Origin of the sequence: Streptomyces sp. NBC_00466, assembly GCF_041433995.1 — a bacterium.
Lineage (GTDB): Bacteria > Actinomycetota > Actinomycetes > Streptomycetales > Streptomycetaceae > Streptomyces.
Genome location: NZ_CP107896.1, coordinates 1396955 through 1419194, shown reverse-complemented (window position 1 = coordinate 1419194; position 22240 = coordinate 1396955). Strand labels below are relative to the sequence as shown.

The following is a 22240-nucleotide window of genomic DNA, read 5'->3' as shown; positions in this document are numbered from 1 at the left end:
GCGCGGGCGGATCGTGCGGGCCGGACCGTCTGAGCTGCATCCCGGGCGCGCGGAACGCCAACGGGTGATCAAAAGCGCGCGGATGGAAAGCGCGTGGATCAAAAACGGGTGGATCAAAGAGGGGCGGGACCCAGAGTGAGTGCGTCGGGCACGGCGGCCGGGCAGGTCGAGCAGATGCTGCCCCAGGTGACCCCCGGGCGGTACGACGCCTATGAGGCACTGCTGCAGGCGCTCGCCGACAGCCAGGTCTGGATGCTGCTCTGGCACGGCCAGGCCGGGTCGCCGGACGCCCAGTACGGGAACATGGAGATCGAAGGTCTCGGTTACGCCCCGTGTGTGACGTCGGCGCAGGAGCTGGCGGTCTCCGGCTGGAACCGTGCGCACGAAGTGGTCACAGGGCGTGACATCGCCCGCTCCCTCTATCCCGACCACTGGGGGATCTGGCTCAATCCGCATGCCCCCGGCGGCGGTGTCGGCATTCCCTGGACCGATCTGCGGCGGATCGCCACTGGTCTGGACCGGATGCCGGCCGGGCCGCTGCGGCTGTCCGAGCCGGCCATCGAGATCCCGCAGTTCTACGCGCTGCTCACCCAGAGCGCCCACCACACCCCGGCGATCCGCTCGTTGAGCCGGGTCTGGGTGCAGCCCGCGCTCGGCACCCCGTATCTGGCCATCGGGCTCGATCTGTACGACACGAGCCAGCAGTCCGTGGATTCGGTGCGGGCGATGATGCAGCAGTCGATCGGCGCCGTGCCCGAGGGGCTGCCCGTCTCGACGGTGGCGCTGTCCGACGCGTACGACCCCGTCGGGATGTGGCTGCGGGCCAACTCCCGCCCCTTCTACGACCGCGAGGCCCATGCGGCCCCCTCTCCCGCGGCGGGATACGGCTACCCGCCAGTAGGCTGAGTGCACCAATTAGGCCGTCAATGGCGGCTGTTGGGTGCGATGTCCGAACTGGCGCTTTAGCGAGGAAGATTTCCGCTCAGCCGCTCCCGGCGTCCGGATAACGGAAGTTCATTAACCGCATCACGGTTGCGCATACATTCACCGTCAGGTCTGGCGGGTGATCGCAACCGCGATGAAGACTCCCTGCATTGAGCATCGTCGTGCCCTTGTGCGACGAGTCTTGAACACATTCCGTTACTTCAGCACAGTGGCATCACCCGATGCGCTTGATGCACAGCAGCCGCCACCGCGGCAGGTACGGGCCGGCCACCGCCGGCCGGGAGGGGTCAAAGGCACTGTGACCGCACCGATCGAGACCACCGGATCGACTGCCGAAGCGCAGCCGGAGGCAGTACTCACGGGGGCCACGCAGAGCCAGATCGAGGGCCGTTCACTCGGCCGGATCGCCTGGACGCGTTTCAAGCGGGACAAGGTCGCCATGGCCGGCGGGGTCGTCGTGATCCTGCTGGTGCTGATCGCCATCCTGTCCAAGCCGATCCAGGCGATGTTCGGGCTCGACCCCAACGACTTCCACCAGAACCTGGTCGATCCGGCTCTGCTGGCGCCCAAGGGCAGCTTCGGCGGCATCAGTTGGAGCCACCCGCTGGGTGTGGAGCCGCAGACCGGCCGGGACATCCTGGCCCGCATCGTCGAGGGCTCCTGGGTCTCCCTGGTGGTCGCGGCGGGGTCGACACTCCTCTCGGTCGTCATCGGCGTCGTGATGGGAGTGGTGGCCGGCTTCTACGGCGGCTGGGTGGACAGCGGCATCAGCCGTCTGATGGACACCTTCCTGGCGTTCCCGCTGCTGCTCTTCGCGATCTCCATCTCCGCGTCACTGCAGGGCAACGCGTTCGGCCTGAACGGGCTGACGCTCCGTATCTGCGTGCTGATCTTCGTGATCGGCTTCTTCAACTGGCCCTACATGGGCCGTATCGTCCGCGCGCAGACGCTGAGTCTGCGTGAACGGGAGTTCGTCGAGGCCGCCCGCTCACTGGGGGCCCGCGGTCCCTTCATCCTCTTCCGCGAACTGCTCCCGAACCTGATCGCGCCGATCCTCGTGTACTCGACGCTGCTGATCCCCACCAACATCCTCTTCGAGGCGTCCCTGAGCTTCCTCGGTGTGGGTATCCAGCCGCCGCAGGCCTCCTGGGGCGGCATGTTGTCCACCGCGGTCGACCTCTACCAGGTCGATCCGATGTTCATGATCATTCCCGGCCTGGCGATCTTCATCACCGTGCTGGCCTTCAATCTGCTGGGGGACGGGCTGCGCGACGCACTCGACCCCCGTGGCAAGTAATCGCGGCCATGCCGCACACCGGACAACCGAGGGGGCTTTCCTCAGCATGAACAGCAGAAAGACGGCAGCGGCGATAGCCGCGACGGTAGCGCTGGGGCTCGCTGCCACCGCTTGCGGGAGCAGTGACAGTGGCGGCGGGGGCGGCCACGGCAAGGCCGACGCGGCTCTGACGAGCATCGTCAACAAGACCGACAAGAAGGGGGGGACGGTCAACTACGAGCACGCCAGTGGCCCGGACTCCCTGGACCCCGGCAACACGTACTACGGCTGGGTGCAGAACTTCTCCCGGCTCTACGCGCGTGCGCTGGTGACCTTCAAGCCGGCTCCGGGCAAGGAAGGGCTCAAGATCGTGCCCGACCTGGCGACGAGCCTGGGCAAGGCATCCCCGGACGCCAAGACCTGGACGTACCACATCCGCAAGGGTGTGAAGTTCGAGGACGGCTCCGTCATCACCTCGAAGGACGTCAAGTACGCGGTCGAGCGGACCTTCGCCCGTGAGGCGCTGTCCAACGGGCCCACGTACTTCAGCACGTACCTCAAGGACGGCGACAAGTACAAGGGTCCCTACAAGGACAAGTCGCCCGGCGGTCTCAAGTCCATCGAGACGCCGGACGACTCCACGATCGTCTTCCATCTGGGCAAGCCGTTCGCGGACATGGACTACCTGGCCTCGTTCTCGCAGACGGCGCCGGTGCCGCAGAAGGCGGACAAGGGCGCTTCGTACGTCCAGCACATCGTGTCCTCGGGCCCGTACAAGTTCGCTTCGTACAGCGAGAGCCGGGGCGCGACGCTGGTCCGCAACCCGCAGTGGGACCCGAAGACGGACCCGATCCGCAAGGCGCTCCCCGACAAGATCAACCTGAAGTTCAACGTCACGCCGACGACTGTCGACGAGCACCTGCTCAACGACACCAGCACCGCGGACATCGCCGGTACCGGTCTGCAGTCCAAGACCCAGCCGAAGGTCATCACCAAGGCCTCCGAGAAGGCGAAGACGGACGACCCGTACGCCGGCGCGCTGCAGTACCTCGCGCTGAACGTGCACGTGAAGCCGTTCGACAACGTCGAGTGCCGCAAGGCCGTGCAGTACGTCGCGGACAAGGCCGACATGGTCGACGCGATCGGCGGCGCGGTCCGGGGCGACCCGGCGACGACCGTCATCCCGCCGGGTGTCTCGGGCTACAAGAAGTTCGACCTGTACCCGACCCCGGGCAACAAGGGCGACATCGCCAAGGCCAAGCAGCACCTGGCCAAGTGCGGTAAGCCCAAGGGCTTCAAGACGACGCTGACCGCCCGCTCCGACCGTCCCGACGAGGTCACCAGCGCCACCCAGCTGCAGCAGAGCCTGAAGAAGATCGGCATCGTCGCCGACATCAAGACGTTCCCGTCGGACAAGTACTTCACCGACTTCGCGGGCGTCCCGGACTGGGTCCACAAGAACAACGCCGGAATGATGATGATGGCGTGGGGCGCCGACTGGCCGGCCGGCTTCGGCTACATCGACCAGATCGTCGACGGCAAGGCCATCAAGGCATCCGGTGGCACCAACCTGATGGAGCTCGACGACCCGAAGATCAACGCGGAGATCGTCAAGGGCATCGGGACGCTGGACAACGCGAAGCGCAACGCCACCTGGGGCAATGTCGACCAGATGGTGATGGAGAACGCCTCGCTGGTGCCGCTCTTCTACCGCAAGAACCTGCTCTACCGCCCGGACTCGGCGGCGAACGTAACGGTCAGTCAGGCGTACCTCGGCATGTACGACTACGTGCTGATGACCTCGACCAAGTAACACACCTGTTCATCGACAGCACCCCCTTGAAAGGCAGGTGAAGGCGCCGGGACGGACGGGCCTACCCCGTCCGTCCGACCCGGCGCCGCACGGCTGTGGCTGCGTACATCATCCGACGCGTATTCGCCGCGGTGTTGCTGCTGCTGGTGGTCAGCGCAGTCACCTTCGCGATCTTCTTCCTCGTCCCCCGCCTCGGCGGTCAGACGACCGACTCCATGGCAGCCCAGTTCGTGGGCAAGAGCCCCGACCCCGCGACGCTCGCCGCGGTCAAGAAGAACCTGGGGCTCGACCAGCCCCTCTACGAGCAGTACTGGCACTTCATCAAGGCCATCGTTGTCGGCGCGAACTACCACTTCGGGCCCGACCCCGCGGTGTGCCACGCGCCCTGCTTCGGCTACTCCTTCAAGACACACTCGGCGGTCTGGCCCGAGATCGAGCAGCGCATCCCGGTGACGCTGTCACTCGCGGTCGGCGCTGCGGTCATCTGGGTCGTCACCGGTGTCGCGACCGGCGTGGTCTCCGCACTCAAGCGGGGCTCGCTCATCGACCGGCTGGCGATGGGCGTGGCACTGGCCGGCGTCTCGCTGCCGATGTTCTTCACCGGACTCGTCTCGCTCGCCCTGTTCAGCTTCCACTGGACGATCTGGGGCGACCTGCAGTTCGTGTCCTTCACGGACAATCCGGCCGAGTGGGCCTGGAACCTGATCCTCCCCTGGTGCACCCTCGCCTTCCTGTACTCGGCGCTCTACGCCCGGCTCACCCGGGCCGGGATGCTGGAGACCATGGGCGAGGACTACATCAGAACCGCGCGGGCCAAGGGCCTGCGGGAGCGGAACGTGGTCGTCAAGCACGGTCTGCGCGCCGCCCTTACCCCGCTCGTCACCATCTTCGGGATGGACTTCGCGCTGCTCATCGGCGGCGCGGTCATCACGGAGACCGTCTTCTCCTTCCAGGGGATGGGGGCCTACGCCATCCAGGGTGTGACCCGCAGCGACCTCCCGATCGTCATGGGTGTGACGCTGGTGGCCGCCTTCTTCATCGTTGTCTGCAACCTGCTGGTGGACCTTGTGTACGCCGCGATCGACCCCCGGGTGAGGCTCTCATGAGCGACGTGCGCAAGAAGGGTTCCGGCGAGCCCGCGAAGAGCGGCCAGGCCGGTGCGCCGTCCGCCGCCGACAAGAGCTTCCTCTCGGTGCGGGACCTGCGGATCCACTTCGACACCGACGACGGCCTGGTCAAGTCTGTGGACGGCGTCAGCTTCGACCTGAAGGCCGGTCAGACGCTCGGCATCGTCGGCGAGTCCGGCTCGGGCAAGTCCGTGACCTCGCTGGGGATCATGGGCCTGCACAACTCGGACCGGGCCCGGATCTCCGGTGAGATCTGGCTCGACGGCGAGGAACTGATCGGAGCGGGGCCCGAGCGGGTCCGCAACCTCCGCGGCCAGAAGATGGCCATGATCTTCCAGGACCCGCTGTCGGCGCTGCACCCGTACTACAGCATCGGCGCGCAGATCGTGGAGGCGTACCGCGTCCACAACAAGGTCGACAAGAAGACCGCGCGCAAGCGTGCGGTCGAGATGCTCGACCGGGTCGGCATCCCCGAGCCGCACCGCCGCTTCGAGGACTACCCGCACCAGTTCTCCGGCGGTATGCGCCAGCGCGCGATGATCGCGATGTCCCTGGTCAACAACCCCGAACTGCTCATCGCCGACGAGCCGACGACCGCCCTGGACGTGACCGTCCAGGCGCAGATCCTCGACCTCATCCGCGATCTGCAGAAGGAGTTCGGCTCGGCGGTCGTCATCATCACCCACGACCTCGGCGTCGTCGCCGAGATCGCGGACGAGCTCCTGGTGATGTACGCGGGCCGCTGCATCGAGCGCGGCTCGGCCGAGAAGGTCTTCTACGGTCCCCAGCACCCCTACACCTGGGGGCTGCTGGGCTCGATGCCGCGCATCGACCGTGAGCAGACCGAGCGTCTCGTGCCCGTCAAGGGCTCCCCGCCCAGCCTGATCAACGTGCCGTCCGGCTGCGCCTTCCACCCGCGCTGCCCGTACGCCGACGTGCCCAAGGACAACATCACCCGCACCGAGCGTCCGGAGCTGCGGGAGGGCACGGAGGGACACTTCTCCGCGTGCCACATGTCCAAGGCCCAGCGGGAAAAGATCTGGACCGAAGAGATTGCGCCGAAGCTGTGACTGATCAGAAGAAGAAGGCGGAGGAGAAGAAGGCTCCGCAGGCTGCCGAGGCTCCCGAGGCGCCGAAGGTCCCGCAGCAGACGTCCAAGTCCATGGACGCTGCGGTGGCGGCCTCCGCCAAGGACACCGGGGCGGAGCCGCTGCTTAAGGTCACCGACCTGGTCAAGCACTTCCCGATCACCAAGGGCGTGCTCAAGCGCAAGGTGGGCGCGGTCCAGGCTGTGGACGGGCTGTCGTTCGACGTGTACCCGGGGGAGACCCTGGGCGTCGTCGGCGAGTCGGGCTGCGGCAAGTCGACCATGGGCCGGCTGATCACGCGACTGCTCGAACCGACCGGTGGCAAGGTCGAGTTCGAGGGCAGGGACATCACACATCTGTCCACCGGGCAGATGCGGCCGATGCGCCGTGACGTCCAGATGATCTTCCAGGACCCGTACGGCTCGCTGAACCCCCGGCACACCATCGGCGGGATCGTCGGCACCCCCTTCCGGCTCCAGGGCGTCGAGCCCGAGGGCGGCGTGAAGAAGGAGGTCCAGGGCCTGCTGGAGCTGGTGGGTCTCAGCCCCGAGCACTACAACCGTTACCCGCACGAGTTCTCCGGCGGCCAGCGCCAGCGCATCGGTATCGCCCGGGCGCTCGCACTGCGGCCCAAGCTCGTCGTCGCGGACGAGCCGGTCTCGGCGCTGGACGTGTCGATCCAGGCCCAGGTGGTGAACCTGCTGGACGACCTCCAGAGCGAGCTCGGTCTGACGTACGTGATCATCGCGCACGACCTCTCGGTCATCCGCCATGTCTCGGACCGGATCGCGGTGATGTACCTCGGGAAGATCGTCGAGCTGGCGGACCGCAAGTCGCTGTACGAGTCGCCGATGCACCCGTACACCAAGGCGCTGCTCTCGGCGGTGCCGGTGCCCGACCCGCGGCGCAAGGGGGTCAGGAGCGACCGGATCCGGCTGGAGGGCGATGTCCCTTCGCCGATCTCGCCGCCGGCCGGCTGCCGGTTCCACACCCGGTGCTGGAAGGCGACGGAGATCTGCGGGGTGCAGGAGCCGCCGCTGCTGACGCTGCGGACCGGACACCAGGTGGCCTGTCACCACCCGGAGAACGCGCCTGACCAGGCGCCGGGCGAGGAGCGGCTGCCGCAGGCACGGGAGGCGGCCGAGCTGGTGTCGGTCGCGAAGCCCGAGCCGGCGGAGAAGCCGGCCGTGGACGCTGCGGCGAAGAAGCCGTCGGCGAAGGGCGGTTCGGCGAAGGACGGCGCGGCCAAGGCCGAGGACACCGCGGCGGCGGACACGACCGTGAAGGACGCGACCACGAAGGACGCGACGGCGAAGGATGCGAAGGCGAAGGACACCGCGGCGGAGCCGGAGGCCGCTGCCGTGCCTGACGCCGATACCGCCGCAGACACCGCTGCCGGGTCCGACGCCGCTGCGGAGCCCGACGAGAAGTAATCCGCCGCGAGCCGCGGCGGCAGGCTTGCCCATGACAAGTTGGTAAAGTCATGTACATGCTGAAACGGGAGAGTGCAGAGTCAGCGTGTCCGTAACAACGGCGCACGCACGAAGGGCAGACTCTTGGCGCTCTCCCGTTCGGCACGTCTGGCCGCCCTCGCCACCGCGACGGCCGCCCTCTGTGTCATCGCGGCCGCTCCCGCACCCTCACCCGGTTCGGCCGGAATCGGCGACCCCTACTTCCCACAGCTGGGCAACGGCGGCTTCGACGCCCTGCACTACGGCCTCGATATCGCGTACAACCCGGACACCGGCCGGCTCGACGGCCGTACGACGGTCACGGCACGGGCCACTCAGAACCTCTCCTCCTTCGACCTGGACCTCCAGCAGCTGACGGTCGCGTCGGTCGAGGTGAACGGCGCACGCGCCCGCTTCACCCGCTCCGGCGACGAGATACGCATCACCCCGGCCGGCCCGCTGCGCGAGGGCCGCACCTTCACCGTGCGGGTCGTCTACGGCGGTGTTCCGCAGGCGCTCAGCGGCCCGATCGTCTTCGGGTCCGACTACGGCTGGATGAAGACCAAGGACGGCGTCTTCGTCGCCTGCGAGCCCAACGCCGCCTCCACCTGGTTCCCTTCGAGCGACCACCCCTCCGACAAGGCCGCCTTCGACATCACCATCAAGGCGCCCAAGGGGCTGACCGGCGTCTCCAACGGGCGGCTGCTCTCCACCCGTACCCAGGGCGCATCGACCGTCTCGCACTGGCGCGAGTCCCGGCAGATGGCCACGTATCTCGCCACGGCCTCGATCGGGAAATTCGACGTCAGGACCGGCCGCACACCCGCCGGTACGCCGATCTACGTGGCCATCGACCCCGTGCTCGCCGGCAGCAACGCCGTTGACGTGTACGCCGTGACGGCCGAGGCCACCGACTACTGGTCGAAGCTCTTCGGGCCCTATCCGTTCGAGGAGACGGGCGCGGTGGTCGACGACATGCCGCAGGCGGGCTTCTCGCTGGAGACCCAGTCCAAGCCGAGCTACTCCGCTGTACGCAGCGAGTCGACGATCGTGCACGAGCTGGCCCACCAGTGGTTCGGCGACTCCGTATCGGTGAAGCAGTGGAAGGACATCTGGCTGAACGAGGGCTTCGCCACATACGCCCAGTGGCTCTGGGACGAACACCGGGGCAAGCGCTCGGCCCACGACGCCTTCCTCGCCGAGTACAACGCGACGCCCGCGAGCTCCACCTTCTGGCACACGAAGGTCGCCGACCCGCAGCGCGACACGATGTTCGCGTCGGCCGTCTACGACCGGGGCGCGATGACGCTCCAGGCGCTGCGCGATCGGATCGGGGACAAGGCGTTCTTCCGGCTGCTCCCCGCCTGGACGAAGGCGCACCGCTACGGCAACGCCGACACCGGGCAGTTCACCGCGCTCGCCGAGAAGATCTCCGGGCAGCAGCTCGACGGTTTCTTCGACGCGTGGCTGCGCACCTCGGGCAAACCGGAACTGTAACGGGGGACAGCTGAGCGGGGCCGCGCGGCAGGGGCGGGCGGCGGGGGCGGGCAGTGGGGGGTAGAACTGTCGGGTGCTCCATGACCTGTTCAACACCTCCGTCCAGCACGCGCTCGATCTCGTGGGGATCTTCGTCTTCGCGATCTCGGGCGCGCTGCTCGCGGTCCGGAAGAACTTCGACGTCTTCGGGATCGCGGTGTTCGCCGAGGTCACGGCGCTGGGTGGCGGGCTGTTCCGCGACATCGTGATCGGCGCGGTGCCGCCCGCCGCCTTCACCGACCTCGGGTACTTCATCACCCCGCTGATCGCGGCGGCGCTGGTCTTCTTCCTCCATCCGGAGGTCGAGCGGATCCAGGTCGGGGTGAACGTCTTCGACGCGGCCGGGCTCGGGCTCTTCTGCGTGACGGGCACCACCAAGGCGTACGACTACGGGCTCGGCCTCACCGCCTCCGCCGTGCTGGGCCTCGCCACCGCGGTGGGCGGCGGTGTGCTGCGCGACGTACTGGCCAACGAGACGCCGTCGCTGGTGCGCTGGGACCGCGACCTGTACGCCGTGCCGGCGATGGTGGGGGCCGCGATGGTGGCCATCTTCATCCGGTTCGACGTGCTGAGCACCACCACGGGCGTCGTCGCGGCCCTCACCTGCTTCGTGCTGCGGCTGCTCTCGCTGCGCTTCCACTGGCGGGCCTCGCGGGCCTGGAACCGGCGTTCGGCGGCTGTCTCTACCGACGAGTAACTTTGCGGTGTACGGTGCTGTCCATGGCACAGGCATCCATCGGGGACAGTGAGTTCGACCGCGACACCGCAGTCACCCGTCGTGAAGAAGGCGTCTACGACGCGGAGCTCTCCGCGGGCTGGACCATCATCCAGGCGGTCAACGGCGGCTACCTGCTGGCCCTGATGGGCCGCGCTCTCGGTGACGCGCTCCCGCACCCCGACCCGTTCTCGGTCTCCGCGCACTATGTGACCGCCTCGCGTCCGGGCCCCGCGGTGATCCGCACCCAGACCGTCCGCAGCGGCCGCACGCTCTCCACCGGCCAGGCGTCGCTGTTCCAGTACGACGAGGACGGCGCCGAGGTCGAACGGATCCGGGTGCTCGCCTCGTACGGCGACCTGGACGCGCTCCCCGACGACGTGCACACCACGGCGAAGCCGCCGTCGATCCCGCCCATCGAGCACTGCCTGGGCTCCGATGACGGACCGGCGCCCATACCCGGCTCCTCCGCGATCGCGGACCGCCTGATGCTGAAGCTGGACCCGGCGACTTGCGGGTGGGCAGTGGGCGCGCCGTCCGGCAAGGGCGAGATGCGGGCGTGGTTCGGACTCTCCGACGGTCGCGACGCCGATCCGCTTTCGCTGCTGCTGACGGTGGACGCGCTGCCGCCGACCGCGTTCGAGCTCGGCATCAAGGGCTGGGTGCCCACGGTCGAACTGACCACCCACGTCCGGTGCCGCCCGGCGCCCGGCCCGTTGCGGGTGTCGATCGTCACGCGCAATCTCGCCGGGGGCTTCCTGGAGGAGGACGCGGAGGTCTGGGACAGCGCGGACCGCCTGGTGGCCCAGTCCCGGCAACTGGCGCTGGCGCCGCGGGGGTAGGGGCGGCCTGCCCCTCTTGCGGGGCGCCTCCCGGTTCCGGCCGGGAGGCTGCGCGGGGCGGGCCCTGCTCCGCGCAGCCGGTCGGGCTCCGTGCCTCGGCCGAGGTCCCGTAGCTCGGCTGAGCCTCAGTCGAGCCAGTGCAGCCGGCCCAGGCTGACCAGCCGCATCTGGCGCCGGGCCATGTCCCGCGCCCGCTCCGAGGCCTGCGGCCCGTCCTCCGCCGCCTCCAGCAGAACCGACGCGGTCATCACCATGTGATCCACATAGACGCCTGCCAGCATCAGCAGGTCGTCCTCGCTCCACCCGTCGGACCGCGGCTCGCCCGCGAACGCGGCGGCCACCTCCCGTGTGAACAGCCGCAGTTGCGCCGCTATCGCCGCACGCACCGGCTGGACGCCCCCATGCCGTTCGCGGGCGATGAACCGGACGTGCGCGGGGTGCGTGCGGACCAGGGCGGCGATCAGATCCACTGTGGTGCCGATGCGCACCTCGCTGTCGCCGGTGTCCGCGAGCGTCGCGGCGATCAGCCCGTGCAGCGAGCCCAGGGCCTCCTCGACGAGCGCGACCCCGAGGTCGGCGGTGTCCCGGAAGTGCCGGTAGAAGGCCGTCGGCGCGACGCCCACGGCGCGGGTCACCTCGCGCAGGCCGAGGCTGGACAGACTCTGCTCCTCCAGCAGGCCGAGGGCCGCGTCCAGGAGGGCCTGGCGCGTCTTCAGCTTCTGGGCCTGGCGGATGCCCGAGGTGTGACTCATGCCATTCAGTAAACAACCGTTCTCCGTCGAAGGGAAGCGTAGACTCAGAGTCAGTGAACAGTCGTACTCACAATTGTTCACTCAAAAGACCCGTATGTGTGCGCCGAACCGGGCGCACCGAAAGGAACAGTGATGATTGCCCTCGTCGCGCTTCTCCTCCTCTTCGGAGTCGTGCTGGGTGCTGTGGCCCACTTCCCGCTCTCCGTGTCCCTGATCGCCGCGGCTGTCATCGGCGGCTGGCTCGCCGTGTTCGCCGTACGCGAGCGCATCGGCCGCGGGCGCCTCACCGAGCGCCTCAACAAGTAGCCGAGCGCCTCACCGCGTCCAGCGCCTCACCACGTAAGGGAGCTGCATCATGGAACTCACCGCATCCGCCCGCACCCGGACCGGCACCCGGGACGCCGACGGCATGGCCGTCGCCTCGTTCGTGCTCGGCCTGCTGGGTCTGCTCGTGCTGAACATCGTCCTCGGTCCCATCGCCATCGTGCTGTCCGGCCTCGCGCTCTGGCGCGGCACGGCCCGCCGCGGCCGCGCGCTGCTCGGCCTCGCACTCGGCGTGGCCGACCTGGTGGTCCTGGCCACCGTCTTCACTTCGAGCGGCGCTGTGATCTGGAACTTCGGCGGCTGACCGGGCACTGGTCGCCCACCTGGGGACGCGCGGCGGGGAGGCCGCCCCGGAACTCGTAGAATCGTCGGCACCATGGCTTACCTCGACCACGCTGCGACCACTCCCATGCTTCCGGAGGCGGTCGAGGCGATGACCGCCCAGCTCACCGTCACCGGCAACGCCTCATCGCTGCACGCCGCCGGGCGACGGGCCCGCCGTACCGTCGAGGAAGCCCGGGAGGCTCTCGCGGAGTCGCTCGGCGCGCGCCCCAGTGAGGTGGTCTTCACCGCGGGCGGCACCGAGGCCGACAACCTCGCGGTCAAGGGCCTCTTCTGGGCCCGCCGCGACGCCGACCCGCGCAGGAACCGGGTGCTGGTCAGCCCGGTCGAGCACCACGCCGTCCTGGACGCCGTCGAGTGGCTGGGCGAGCACGAGGGCGCGACGGTCGAGTACCTCCCGGTCGACGGCTACGGCCGGGTGCGCCCCGAGTCCCTCCGCGAGGCGATCGAACGGGACCCGTCCGATGTCGCGCTGGCCACCGTGATGTGGGCCAACAACGAGATCGGCACGGTCATGCCGGTCCGTGAACTGGCCGATGTGGCAGCCGAGTCCGGTATTCCGCTGCACGCCGACGCGGTACAGGCGTACGGCCAGCTCCCGCTGGACTTCGCCGCGTCGGGCCTGGCCGCGATGACGGTGTCGGGCCACAAGATCGGCGGCCCCTACGGGGTCGGCGCCCTGCTGCTCGGCCGTGAGTACACACCGGTCCCCGTCCTGCACGGCGGGGGCCAGGAGCGCCACGTGCGCTCCGGGACGCTGGACGCCCCGGCCATAGCCTCCTTCGCCGTGGCGGGAACGCTGGCCGCCGAACGGCGCGAGGTCTTCGCCCGGGAGATCGGCGCACTGCGCGACGGGCTGATCGCCGCGGTACGCTCCGCGGTCCCCACGGCCATCCTGGGCGGCGATCCGTCGGACCGCCTCCCCGCCAACGCGCATTTCACCTTCCCCGGCTGCGAGGGCGACTCCCTGCTGCTGCTCCTGGACGCCCAGGGCATCGCCTGCTCCACCGGCTCGGCCTGCACGGCGGGTGTGGCGCAGCCCAGCCACGTACTCCTGGCCACGGGCACGGACCCCGATCTGGCCCGCGGCACCCTGCGGTTCTCCCTCGGACACACCTCGACCGAGGCAGACGTGGCGGCGGTGGCGGAGGCGATCGGCCCGGCGGTGGAACGGGCCCGGTCGGCCGGACTGAGCTGAGACGGACACCGCGCACGGGCTGCGCCGGGACCTTCACCGGCCGGACTGCTCCCGTTACGCTCCGGATCCGTCCTGTTGCGCTCCGGATCTGTCCCGTTGCGTTCCGGACCGCTCCCGCGCCTTTCGCACCAGCCGTACGTACCAGGCCCAGTCCCAGTAGGGCCCCGGGTCCGTGTGGTCGGCCCCCGGGACCTCGACATGTCCGATGATGTGCTGCCGGTCCACGGGTATCCCGTACCGCGCGCAGATGTCCGCGGTCAGCCGCGCGGACGACCGGTACATGGCGTCCGTGTACGACGAGGCCCGTTCCACGAACCCCTCGTGCTCGATGCCGATGCTGCGTTCGTTGTAGGAGCGGTTGCCCGCGTGGAACGCCACATCCGGCTCCCGGACCGTCTGTGCCACCTTTCCGTCCCTGCGCAGGACGTAGTGTGCGGCGGCCGCGTGGGCCGGATCCGCGAAGACCCTGAGCGCCATCGCGTAACTGCCCTGGACGGTGTGGATGACGACCCGGTCGATCGCATAGTCATGAGGCCGGTCGGCCCGCCGGTAGTTGGCGGGGGAGGCCGCCGCCCACTCGGCCCCGGCGAAATCCACCGCACCCTTCTCGCGCGGCGTCCCGCCACCGGACAGCCGGTCCCACACGTGCGCCAGCTCGCTCCTGCCCAGCGCGGCGGCGCCCGCCGCGGCGCCCAGCCCGCCGATCAGCAGGCCCCGCCGGCCCACGTGCCGGTCCCTGTCGCTGCCCGTACCTTCCATATGCGCCTCAACGCATCCGTGCGAGCGCGGGATTCCCCCGTGCCCGTACCCTGGTACGGCTATGACTCAGACACCCCAGAGCCCCCGCCCCCTCCGGGTACTGGCCGCGATGTCCGGCGGTGTGGACTCCGCCGTGGCCGCCGCCCGTGCCGCCGAGGCCGGACACGACGTGACCGGTGTGCACCTGGCGCTCTCCGCCAATCCGCAGTCGTTCCGCACCGGTGCGCGTGGCTGCTGCACCATCGAGGACTCCCGCGACGCCCGTCGTGCGGCGGACGTCATCGGCATCCCCTTCTACATCTGGGACCTGGCCGAGCGGTTCCGTGAGGACGTCGTCGACGACTTCGTCGCGGAGTACGAGGCCGGCCGCACCCCCAACCCGTGTCTGCGCTGCAACGAGAAGATCAAGTTCGCGGCGCTGCTCGACAAGGCGCTCGCTCTCGGCTTCGACGCGGTCTGCACCGGCCACTACGCCACGGTCGTCCTCAACGAGGACGGCTCACGCGAGATGCACCGGGCCTCCGACATGGCCAAGGACCAGTCGTACGTCCTCGGGGTACTGGACGAGCGCCAGCTCGCGCACGCCATGTTCCCGCTCGGCGACACCCTGACCACCAAGGACGAGATCCGGGCCGAGGCCGAGCGGCGGGGTCTGGCCGTCGCCAAGAAGCCCGACAGCCACGACATCTGCTTCATCGCGGACGGTGACACCCAGGGCTTCCTCGCCTCCCGCCTCGGCGGCAAGGCAGAGGGCGACATCGTCGACGAGTCCGGTACGAAGGTGGGCAGCCACGACGGTGCCTTCGGCTTCACCATCGGCCAGCGCAAGGGGCTGCGCATCGGCCACCCGGCCGCGGACGGCAAGCCGCGCTACGTCCTCGACATCTCGCCGGTGAACAACACCGTGACGGTGGGGCCGGTCGAGGCCCTGGACGTCACCGCGCTCACCGCGATCAAGCCCCGCTGGTGCGGCGACGCCCCGGCCGGGGCCGGAACGTACACCGCCCAGCTGCGTGCGCACGGCGGCGAGACGCCGGTGACGGCCGAGCTGGTGGGCGGCACTCTGAACGTCACGTTCGACGAGCCGGTACGGGGCGTGGCGCCCGGCCAGGCGATCGTGCTCTACGACGGCACACGCGTCGTCGGCTCGGCGACGATCGCCACGACGGACCGGGCAGCCGGCACGACGCGGCCAGGGGAGTCCGGGGCCGCCGAGTCCGGGGCTGCTACGTCCGATACAGCTGCCCCTCAGGCCACTGCCCCTCAGGCCACTGCCCCTCAGACAGCTCCCCCTCAGACCGCCGTGCCTCAGACCGCCGTGCCTCAGACCGCCGTGCCTCAGACCACTTCAGTGTCGTAGAAGCAGAAGTGGTCCTTGATCTGGGCGACTTGGGCCAGCGGCTCCGGGTACGCCCAGACAAGGTCGGCTGCTTCGGGCAGCGACCAGTAGGACGCGTCGCCCTTGAAGGGACAGTGGGTGTGCGTGTCCGAGGGGGTCAGCAGCTCGGTGTGCACGTCCTCCGGCGGGAGGTAGTAGCGCACCGGGAGCCCTGTCTCGTGCAGCAGCAGGGGGCGGCGGCTCTCCGCCAGGACCCGGCCCTCGCGGACCACCCGTACATGCTCGGTACCTTGCTCGATGGTGATGCGATGTCCAGTAGTCATGTGGGATTCAGCGCATCCGGGCCGGAACTTCTTCCCCGTGGGCGGCCTCTACCGTGGACGCATGAATATCTGTGTCTTCCTCTCCGCCGCCGATCTCGATGAGCGCTACACCCGCCCCGCCCGTGAATTCGCCGAACTGCTCGGCAGGGGCGGCCACACCCTGGTCTGGGGTGGCTCGGAGAGCGGTCTGATGAAGGTGGTTGCCGACGGCGTACAGGAGGCCGGCGGACGTCTCGTCGGGGTGTCGGTGGACTTCCTCGCAGCCAAGGCCCGTACCGACGCCGACGAGATGGTGATTGCCTCCGATCTGGCCGAACGCAAGGCGCTGCTGCTCGCCAAGGCCGACGCGGTTGTGATCATGGTGGGTGGCACCGGCACGCTCGACGAGGCCACCGAGATCCTGGAGCTGAAGAAGCACGGGAAGACCGTGAAGCCGGTGGTGCTGCTGAACACGGCCGGCTTCTACGACGGTCTGAAGCAGCAGTTCCAGCGGATGGAGGAGGAGGGGTTCCTGCCCGTTCCCCTCACTGACCTGGTCTTGTTCGCCGAGGACGGGGTGGCCGCCCTGGCGTACCTGGAGGAGTCGCAGGGCGTCCAGTAGTGCGACGATGGGGCCCATGGCTACACATGTGATCACTGGTGCTGGTTCCGGCATTGGCGCTGCTGTCGCGCGCCGCCTTCATGAGCGCGGCGACCACCTCGTCATCGTGGCGCGCGACACCGGCCGCGCCAAGGAGCTCGCGGGACGCTTCCCCGGCGCGGAAACGCTCGTCGCCGACCTGGCGAATCCCGACCGCATCTCCTGGGCCCTCGGGAAGCAGACGATGCCGGAACAGGTCGACTCGCTGCTGCACATCGCCGGCATCGTCGACCTCTCTCCCGTAGCGGAACTGCGTCCCCCGACCTGGCACCAGCAGCTCAACACCAACCTCATCGCTCCGGCCGAGCTGACCCGGCTGATGCTGCCGCAGCTGCGGGCCGTCCGCGGCCAGGTTGTTTTCGTCAACTCCGGCGCCGGCCTCAACGCCCATGCGGAGTGGGGCGCCTACGCCGCCGCCAAGCACGGCCTGAAGGCCCTGGCCGACGCCCTGCGCCAGGAGGAGCACGCGAACGGTGTCCGGGTCACATCCGTCTACCCGGGCCGCACTGCGAGTCCCATGCAGGCGAAGATCCACTCGCAGGAGGGCAAGGAGTACCGGCCGGAAGGCCTGATCGACCCCGAGTCGGTCGCCATGACCATCCTGACGGCCCTGGACCTCCCGCGCGACGCCGAGATCAACGACGTGACGGTCCGAGCGGGGCGCTGACGACCCCCGCACCGGTACCCGCGCCAGCGCGGGCGCGGGCGGCCCGCTCCCACTGGGCCGTTGTGACCGGTCGGGTCGCTACTGCCGACCGGCCCGACCGGCCCGACCGGTCGTGCCGGGCGCTATTCGGCCAGGGTCACCTGGCTTTCGGGGGAGGCCAGGAAGCCGCTCAAGCCGACCCTGACCACGCCGTACTTCGCCTCGAGGACTGCCATCATGCTCACGCCGACATCGTCCGGGCTCCCGTAGAGGGAGGCGGGCAGCTCGGCCCGGTGCAGCTCGTGCCCAGTTCGCGCGTCCAGTACGAGCAGTTGCGCCGAGCGGTGAGCCTTCTGCTGCTTCGCCTCCATCTGTCGCTGGTACTGCGGTATGTACACCCGGTCGTCGGCGGTCCGGGGAATCCCCAGTGCGCGTCCCTTGTCCGCCTTCACGGTCCAGAGCACCTTGCTGCTGTCGGTGGTCACCTGGCGCGCGGTGACTGAGGTGTCGTTGGCGGAGCTCAACATGACCATGCCGTCACTGACGCCGTACAGACTCGCGTCGTGCGGTACGAAGGTCGAGTGCATCCGGGGCCGTGCCCCCGACACGTCCACTGTGACCAGTGAATTGGGTGCTGCCAGGGAGACCAACGTGTGGTCGCCGAGACGTCCGTATCCCATGGCCTGGTCCCGGATGTGCCAGCGGGTCTGTCCGGTGGCCGGGTCCACCCCGTACAGCGTGTTCCACACCAGCCCGGAGCAGTGGGTGGCGTCGAACGCCTCCACACCGGACAGGTCCACAGGCGGCCGGGGGTCCCACCCTTTGCACCTCTTGGGCGGGGCGATGGACCAGAGCTGTTTTCCGTTGCGCACCGACAGGCCGGTCAGCCGACTGCCCAGCCGGCTCTGCTGGTTGATGACCACGGTGCCCCCGGCCCGCCAGACACGGTCTCCGGTGTCCTCCCGCACCTTCCCCGCAACCTTCGTGTGCCAGCGGGGCTTCCCGCTGCGCAGGTCCACCGAGACCGCGAGTCCGTCGTCGTACCAGAGGACGACGGCGCCGCTGACGACGGACTCCGATATCAGCGCGGTCTTCTCACGCCCGTAATGCCAGTAAGTCCGGTTGGTACGCACGCTGTTCGCCGTGATGCCGTTGTCCCGCTCGTGCAGGACCAGCCCGCCGACGACCCCCACAGGAGCGTCGGCGCCACTCGGCAGCACACGGCCCGGCCGCTCGGGTGCGGCGGTGCCGAGTGCGGTGGGGAAGCCGCCGTGTGTACCGCTTATTTGCTCGTGGTAGCGGGTGAGGTACGTGTATGTCTGCCAGCCGCCGATCGCGAGGACCAGCACGGTCACGACGGTCACCAGCCTGATCCGTCTGACGTGAATCCAGGCAGCCGCGGCGCGCGCCGACTGGGCCGGAGTCCGCCGTATCCGCGGAACGGCATACCGGTCCCTCGCCGGGGGCCCCGAGTCGGCCTCCGTGTCACTGTCGCCGGAATTCCATGTCCAGCCGTCCAGCCGGTCCTTCATCGGTCTCCCCCTCGAAGTCCGTCCGCGATGGTCTTCATCGATACATACACCGCCCGGGCCGCCCCGGTTCCGCCCGGGCCCTCTCGTACCCTTCGGGGGTGAGCGAGAACAGCAAGTTCAGTTGGGGTCCTGCCACCGGGATCGGGTCCATGCCGGGCGGCGACGCGCGGGAAAGCGCGAAAACCGTCATCGGGTCCTTCGAGGACTTCCCCTTTCTTCCGGAGCTGCCCGCGCGCGGGCCCGGCGCGGACATGCTCGGACGCACCCTCGGGATGCTCGTCGAGATGTACGCGCACGTGGAGCCCAGCGGCTGGCGGGTGAGTGACCGGCCCGGACGCGACACCCGGCGGGCACGCTCCTGGCTCGGCGAGGACCTCGACGCGCTGGAGGAGTTCACCCAGGGGTACGAGGGGCCGCTGAAGGTCCAGGCGGTCGGCCCCTGGACGCTGGCCGCCGGGCTCGAACTGCGGGGCGGCGAGGCCGCGCTCGGTGACCCCGGGGCCTGCCGGGACCTCGCGGCTTCGCTCGCCGAGGGGCTGCGCGAGCACCTCGCCGAGGTGCGGCGGCGGGTGCCCGGCGCGCAGGTCGTGCTCCAGCTCGACGAGCCGTCACTCGTCCCCGTACTGCGCGGACAGATCAGGACCGCCAGCGGCTACCGGACTCACCGGGCCGTGGACCGGCAGGTGATCGAAGGCACGCTGCGGGACGTGATGGCGGTCGGCGACGGACCTGCGATCGTGCATTCCTGTGCGCCCGGCGTGCCGTTCGCCCTGCTGCGGCGGGCCGGTGCGGCAGGTATCTCGTTCGATTTCAGCCTCCTCACCGAGCGTGATGAGGAAGCGGTCGGCGAGGCTGTGGAGGGCGGTACCCAGCTCTTCTGCGGTGTGGTGCCCGGCACTGACACCGCATTGTCGGACCCTGCCGGTAGCGTCATGGGTGTCAGAACGCTGTGGCGCAGGCTGGGGCTGAATCCGGGGACTCTCGCCGAGTCTCTGGTGCTCACCCCGGAGTGCGGGCTCGCGGGCGCTTCACCCGAGTACGCCCGCACGGCACTCGCCCACTGCGCCCGCGCGGCGAGGTCACTCGCTGACAACCCTGAGTAGCGGGATCGGTTTCATCAACGGGAGGACGAGACGGTGGCTGTCGAACAGCAAGGTGCGGTGCCTGCGGAGGTACGGGAGAACCACGCCCAGCTGGCCGAGCAGATCGAGGAGCACCGCTTCCGGTACTACGTGAGGGACCAGCCCGTCGTCAGCGACGCTGAGTTCGACACGCAGCTGCGTGCGCTGGAGGCCCTGGAGGAGCAGTACCCGGAGCTTCGGACTCCGGACTCACCGACCCAGAAGGTCGCCGGGGCGTACGAGACGGAGTTCACCTCCGTGCAGCACCGCGACCGGATGCAGTCGCTGGACAACGCCTTCGACGACGAGGAGCTGGCCGCCTGGGCCGAGCGCGTGGCGCGCGAGGCCGGCTCGCCGGGCTACCACTTCCTGTGCGAACTCAAGGTGGACGGCCTCGCCGTCAACCTCACGTACGAGCACGGCAGGCTGGTCCGCGCCGCCACCCGCGGTGACGGCCGCACCGGTGAGGACATCACTCCCAACGTCCTGACGATCGCCGACATCCCGCACCGGCTGCACGGGGAGCGGATCCCCGAGCTCGTGGAGATCCGGGGCGAGGTGTACTTCCCCATGGACGCCTTCGAAGGGCTCAACGCACGGCTGGTGGAGGCCGGTGACAAGCCCTTCGCCAATCCGCGCAACGCGGCGGCCGGTTCGCTGCGCCAGAAGGATCCGAAGATCACCGCGACCCGTCCGCTGCACATGGTCGTCCACGGCATCGGTGCCCGCGAGGGCTTCGACATCGACTGCCTGTCGCATGCGTACGAGCTGCTGCACGAGTGGGGTCTGCCCACCGCCAAGCACAACAAGGTGGTCGACGACCTCGCGGGCGCCAGGGAGTTCATCGCGTACTTCGGTGAGAACCGGCACTCCGTGGAACACGAGATCGACGGGGTCGTCATCAAGCTCGACGAGATCCCGCTCCAGGGACGCCTCGGCTCCACCTCCCGGGCACCGCGCTGGGCCATCGCCTGGAAGTACGCGCCGGAGGAGGTCAACACCAGACTGGTCAACATCCGGGTCGGCGTGGGGCGTACGGGCAGGGTCACCCCGTACGCACAGGTCGAGCCCGTCACCGTGGCCGGCTCCGAGGTCGAGTTCGCGACGCTGCACAACCAGGACGTGGTGAAGGCCAAGGGTGTGCTCATCGGCGACACCGTGGTGCTGCGCAAGGCGGGCGATGTCATCCCGGAGATCCTCGGCCCGGTCGTGGACCTGAGGGACGGCAGCGAGCGGGAGTTCGTCATGCCCGCCGAGTGCCCCGAGTGCGGTACGGCCCTGCGGGCCATGAAGGAGGCGGACATCGACCTCCGCTGCCCCAACGCCCGCTCCTGCCCGGCCCAGTTGCGTGAGCGGCTCTTCTACCTCGCCGGCCGGAAGTCCCTGGACATCGAGAACTTCGGCTATGTCGCCGCGGCCGCGCTGACCCAGCCACTGGAACCGGCCGAGCCGCCGCTGAAGGACGAGAGCGACCTCTTCGACCTCACCATCGAGCAGTTGCTGCCGATCAAGGCGTACGTCCTCGACCAGGACAGCGGACTCCCCAAGAGGGACCCGAAGACGGGCGAGGAGAAGATCGTCACGGTCTTCGCCAACCAGCAGGGCGAGCCGAGGAAGAACGCGCTGGCCATGCTGGAGAACATCGCGGCGGCGAAGGAGCGCCCGCTCGCCCGGGTGATCACCGGCCTTTCGATCCGTCATGTAGGCCCGGTGGCAGCGGAGGCGCTGGCACGTGAGTTCCGTTCGGTCGAGCGGATCGAACAGGCCACGGAGGAGGAGCTGGCCGCCGTGGAGGGCGTCGGCCCGACCATCGCGGCCTCGCTCAAGCAGTGGTTCGAAGAGGACTGGCACCGCGAGATCCTCCGCAAGTGGCGGGCGGCCGGGGTCCGTATGGAGGACGAGGCCGGTGTGGACGAGGGCCCACGGCCGCTGGACGGGCTGACCGTGGTCGTCACTGGGACCCTGGAGCACCACACACGGGATGGCGCGAAAGAAGCCCTCCAGAGCCTCGGTGCGAAGGTGACCGGCTCCGTTTCCAAGAAGACGGCGTTCGTCGTGGTCGGGGACAGCCCCGGCTCGAAGTACGACAAGGCGATGCAGCTGAAGGTCCCCGTGCTGAACGAGGAGGGCTTCGCCGTGCTCCTCGAACAGGGCCCCGACGCGGCCAGGGAGGCAGCTGTGCCAGTCGAGGAGTAGGGAGGAGCGGGCACCGGCGGTGGGGCCAAGCTCACCCGTTCGGCCCATAGCAGATGGTTCGGGACGGTCGGGTCGCATTCGGGCAAGACCTGCGGAGCGCTGCCCTCAAGCCCTTCCGCGGCCTACTGTTGAAGAGTGCGCCCGTCCCGCACGGCTGCAATGGGCCTGCCCTGCTCTTCTGGAGATTCTTCCTCTGGAGTTTCTTCCCGAGTCCGGGACAAGATATGAGCCGTGACGGCGTGACAGCGGGCCATCACGTGCATGGGCACTGCCGG

Annotated in this window: 21 protein-coding genes; 17 read left to right on the top strand and 4 right to left on the bottom strand. The window is 69.1% G+C overall.

The annotated features are described in order from the left end of the window. The first annotated feature begins 135 nt into the window (after positions 1 to 135). The 9 genes from OG210_RS06180 (at position 136) to OG210_RS06140 (ending at position 10793) form a co-directional block, all read left to right on the top strand. A complete protein-coding gene (locus OG210_RS06180) occupies positions 136 to 906 on the top strand; it encodes an enhanced serine sensitivity protein SseB C-terminal domain-containing protein (protein WP_328331687.1) in 771 nt (256 codons plus the stop codon). 337 nt (positions 907 to 1243) lie between these two features. Then, the gene (locus tag OG210_RS06175) at positions 1244 to 2242 is read left to right on the top strand and encodes an ABC transporter permease (protein WP_328331689.1); all 999 of its coding nucleotides are present in this window, start codon (positions 1244 to 1246) and stop codon (positions 2240 to 2242) included. A 46-nt stretch (positions 2243 to 2288) separates the two neighbouring features. After that, positions 2289 to 4034 (top strand): ABC transporter substrate-binding protein, encoded by a 1746-nt coding sequence (locus tag OG210_RS06170; RefSeq protein WP_328331691.1) that lies wholly within the window; start codon positions 2289 to 2291, stop codon positions 4032 to 4034. A gap of 95 nt (positions 4035 to 4129) precedes the next feature. Then, positions 4130 to 5140: an ABC transporter permease gene (locus OG210_RS06165; RefSeq protein WP_328331693.1), complete on the top strand. Its 1011-nt coding sequence runs from the start codon at positions 4130 to 4132 to the stop codon at positions 5138 to 5140. Beyond that, positions 5137 to 6231, top strand: coding sequence for an ABC transporter ATP-binding protein (locus tag OG210_RS06160; protein ID WP_328331695.1), 1095 nt, complete (start codon positions 5137 to 5139; stop codon positions 6229 to 6231). Before OG210_RS06165 ends, OG210_RS06160 begins: the two co-directional genes overlap by 4 nt. Before the next feature lie 92 nt (positions 6232 to 6323). Beyond that, on the top strand, positions 6324 to 7682 hold the full coding sequence (locus OG210_RS06155) for a dipeptide ABC transporter ATP-binding protein (RefSeq protein WP_328335618.1): 1359 nt from the start codon (positions 6324 to 6326) through the stop codon (positions 7680 to 7682). 123 nt (positions 7683 to 7805) lie between these two features. Continuing rightward, complete coding sequence (locus OG210_RS06150) at positions 7806 to 9197, top strand: M1 family metallopeptidase (RefSeq protein WP_328331697.1); 1392 nt, start codon at positions 7806 to 7808, stop codon at positions 9195 to 9197. A 73-nt stretch (positions 9198 to 9270) separates the two neighbouring features. After that, positions 9271 to 9933: a trimeric intracellular cation channel family protein gene (locus OG210_RS06145; RefSeq protein WP_328331699.1), complete on the top strand. Its 663-nt coding sequence runs from the start codon at positions 9271 to 9273 to the stop codon at positions 9931 to 9933. A 23-nt stretch (positions 9934 to 9956) separates the two neighbouring features. Beyond that, positions 9957 to 10793: a thioesterase family protein gene (locus OG210_RS06140; protein WP_328331701.1), complete on the top strand. Its 837-nt coding sequence runs from the start codon at positions 9957 to 9959 to the stop codon at positions 10791 to 10793. Between the two features lie 125 nt (positions 10794 to 10918). Here the strand turns inward: OG210_RS06140 and OG210_RS06135 are convergent, their stop codons facing one another. Then, entirely contained in the window at positions 10919 to 11545 is a 627-nt protein-coding gene (locus OG210_RS06135; RefSeq protein WP_371535207.1) for a TetR family transcriptional regulator, read from the bottom strand. A 132-nt stretch (positions 11546 to 11677) separates the two neighbouring features. Between OG210_RS06135 and OG210_RS06130 the strand changes: the two genes are divergently transcribed. From OG210_RS06130 to OG210_RS06120, 3 genes are all read left to right on the top strand, one after another. Next, positions 11678 to 11851 (top strand): hypothetical protein, encoded by a 174-nt coding sequence (locus OG210_RS06130; protein ID WP_328331705.1) that lies wholly within the window; start codon positions 11678 to 11680, stop codon positions 11849 to 11851. A 49-nt stretch (positions 11852 to 11900) separates the two neighbouring features. Beyond that, on the top strand, positions 11901 to 12173 hold the full coding sequence (locus OG210_RS06125; protein WP_328331707.1) for a DUF4190 domain-containing protein: 273 nt from the start codon (positions 11901 to 11903) through the stop codon (positions 12171 to 12173). Between the two features lie 72 nt (positions 12174 to 12245). Beyond that, a complete protein-coding gene (locus tag OG210_RS06120; RefSeq protein ID WP_328331709.1) occupies positions 12246 to 13409 on the top strand; it encodes a cysteine desulfurase family protein in 1164 nt (387 codons plus the stop codon). 54 nt (positions 13410 to 13463) lie between these two features. Here OG210_RS06120 and OG210_RS06115 read toward each other — a convergent pair whose 3' ends face one another. Beyond that, complete coding sequence (locus tag OG210_RS06115; RefSeq protein WP_328331710.1) at positions 13464 to 14168, bottom strand: N-acetylmuramoyl-L-alanine amidase; 705 nt, start codon at positions 14166 to 14168, stop codon at positions 13464 to 13466. Between the two features lie 61 nt (positions 14169 to 14229). Here OG210_RS06115 and mnmA point away from each other — a divergent pair, with 61 nt between their 5' ends. Further along, positions 14230 to 15528 (top strand): tRNA 2-thiouridine(34) synthase MnmA, encoded by a 1299-nt coding sequence (gene mnmA / locus OG210_RS06110; RefSeq protein ID WP_371535203.1) that lies wholly within the window; start codon positions 14230 to 14232, stop codon positions 15526 to 15528. Here mnmA and OG210_RS06105 read toward each other — a convergent pair. Next, positions 15507 to 15830 carry a DUF427 domain-containing protein gene (locus OG210_RS06105; RefSeq protein WP_266852773.1) on the bottom strand — a complete coding sequence of 108 codons (324 nt, stop codon included), beginning with the start codon at positions 15828 to 15830 and terminating at the stop codon, positions 15507 to 15509. The two genes, mnmA and OG210_RS06105, sit on opposite strands and share 22 nt — an antisense overlap. Positions 15831 to 15891: 61 nt before the next feature. On the opposite strand from OG210_RS06105, the gene OG210_RS06100 reads away from it, so the two are divergent. Both OG210_RS06100 and OG210_RS06095 read left to right on the top strand, forming a co-directional pair. After that, on the top strand, positions 15892 to 16431 hold the full coding sequence (locus OG210_RS06100) for a TIGR00730 family Rossman fold protein (RefSeq protein WP_328331715.1): 540 nt from the start codon (positions 15892 to 15894) through the stop codon (positions 16429 to 16431). 7 nt (positions 16432 to 16438) lie between these two features. Next, positions 16439 to 17137, top strand: a complete 699-nt coding sequence (locus tag OG210_RS06095) for an SDR family oxidoreductase (RefSeq protein WP_328331716.1) — start codon at positions 16439 to 16441, stop codon at positions 17135 to 17137. Positions 17138 to 17259: 122 nt separating this feature from the next. Here the strand turns inward: OG210_RS06095 and OG210_RS06090 are convergent, their stop codons facing one another. Next, positions 17260 to 18480 (bottom strand): PQQ-binding-like beta-propeller repeat protein, encoded by a 1221-nt coding sequence (locus OG210_RS06090; protein WP_328331717.1) that lies wholly within the window; start codon positions 18478 to 18480, stop codon positions 17260 to 17262. 266 nt (positions 18481 to 18746) lie between these two features. Between OG210_RS06090 and OG210_RS06085 the strand changes: the two genes are divergently transcribed. Next, entirely contained in the window at positions 18747 to 19751 is a 1005-nt protein-coding gene (locus OG210_RS06085; protein WP_328331718.1) for a methionine synthase, read from the top strand. 33 nt (positions 19752 to 19784) lie between these two features. After that, positions 19785 to 21965 (top strand): NAD-dependent DNA ligase LigA, encoded by a 2181-nt coding sequence (gene ligA / locus OG210_RS06080; protein ID WP_328331720.1) that lies wholly within the window; start codon positions 19785 to 19787, stop codon positions 21963 to 21965. Positions 21966 to 22240: the final 275 nt, after the last annotated feature.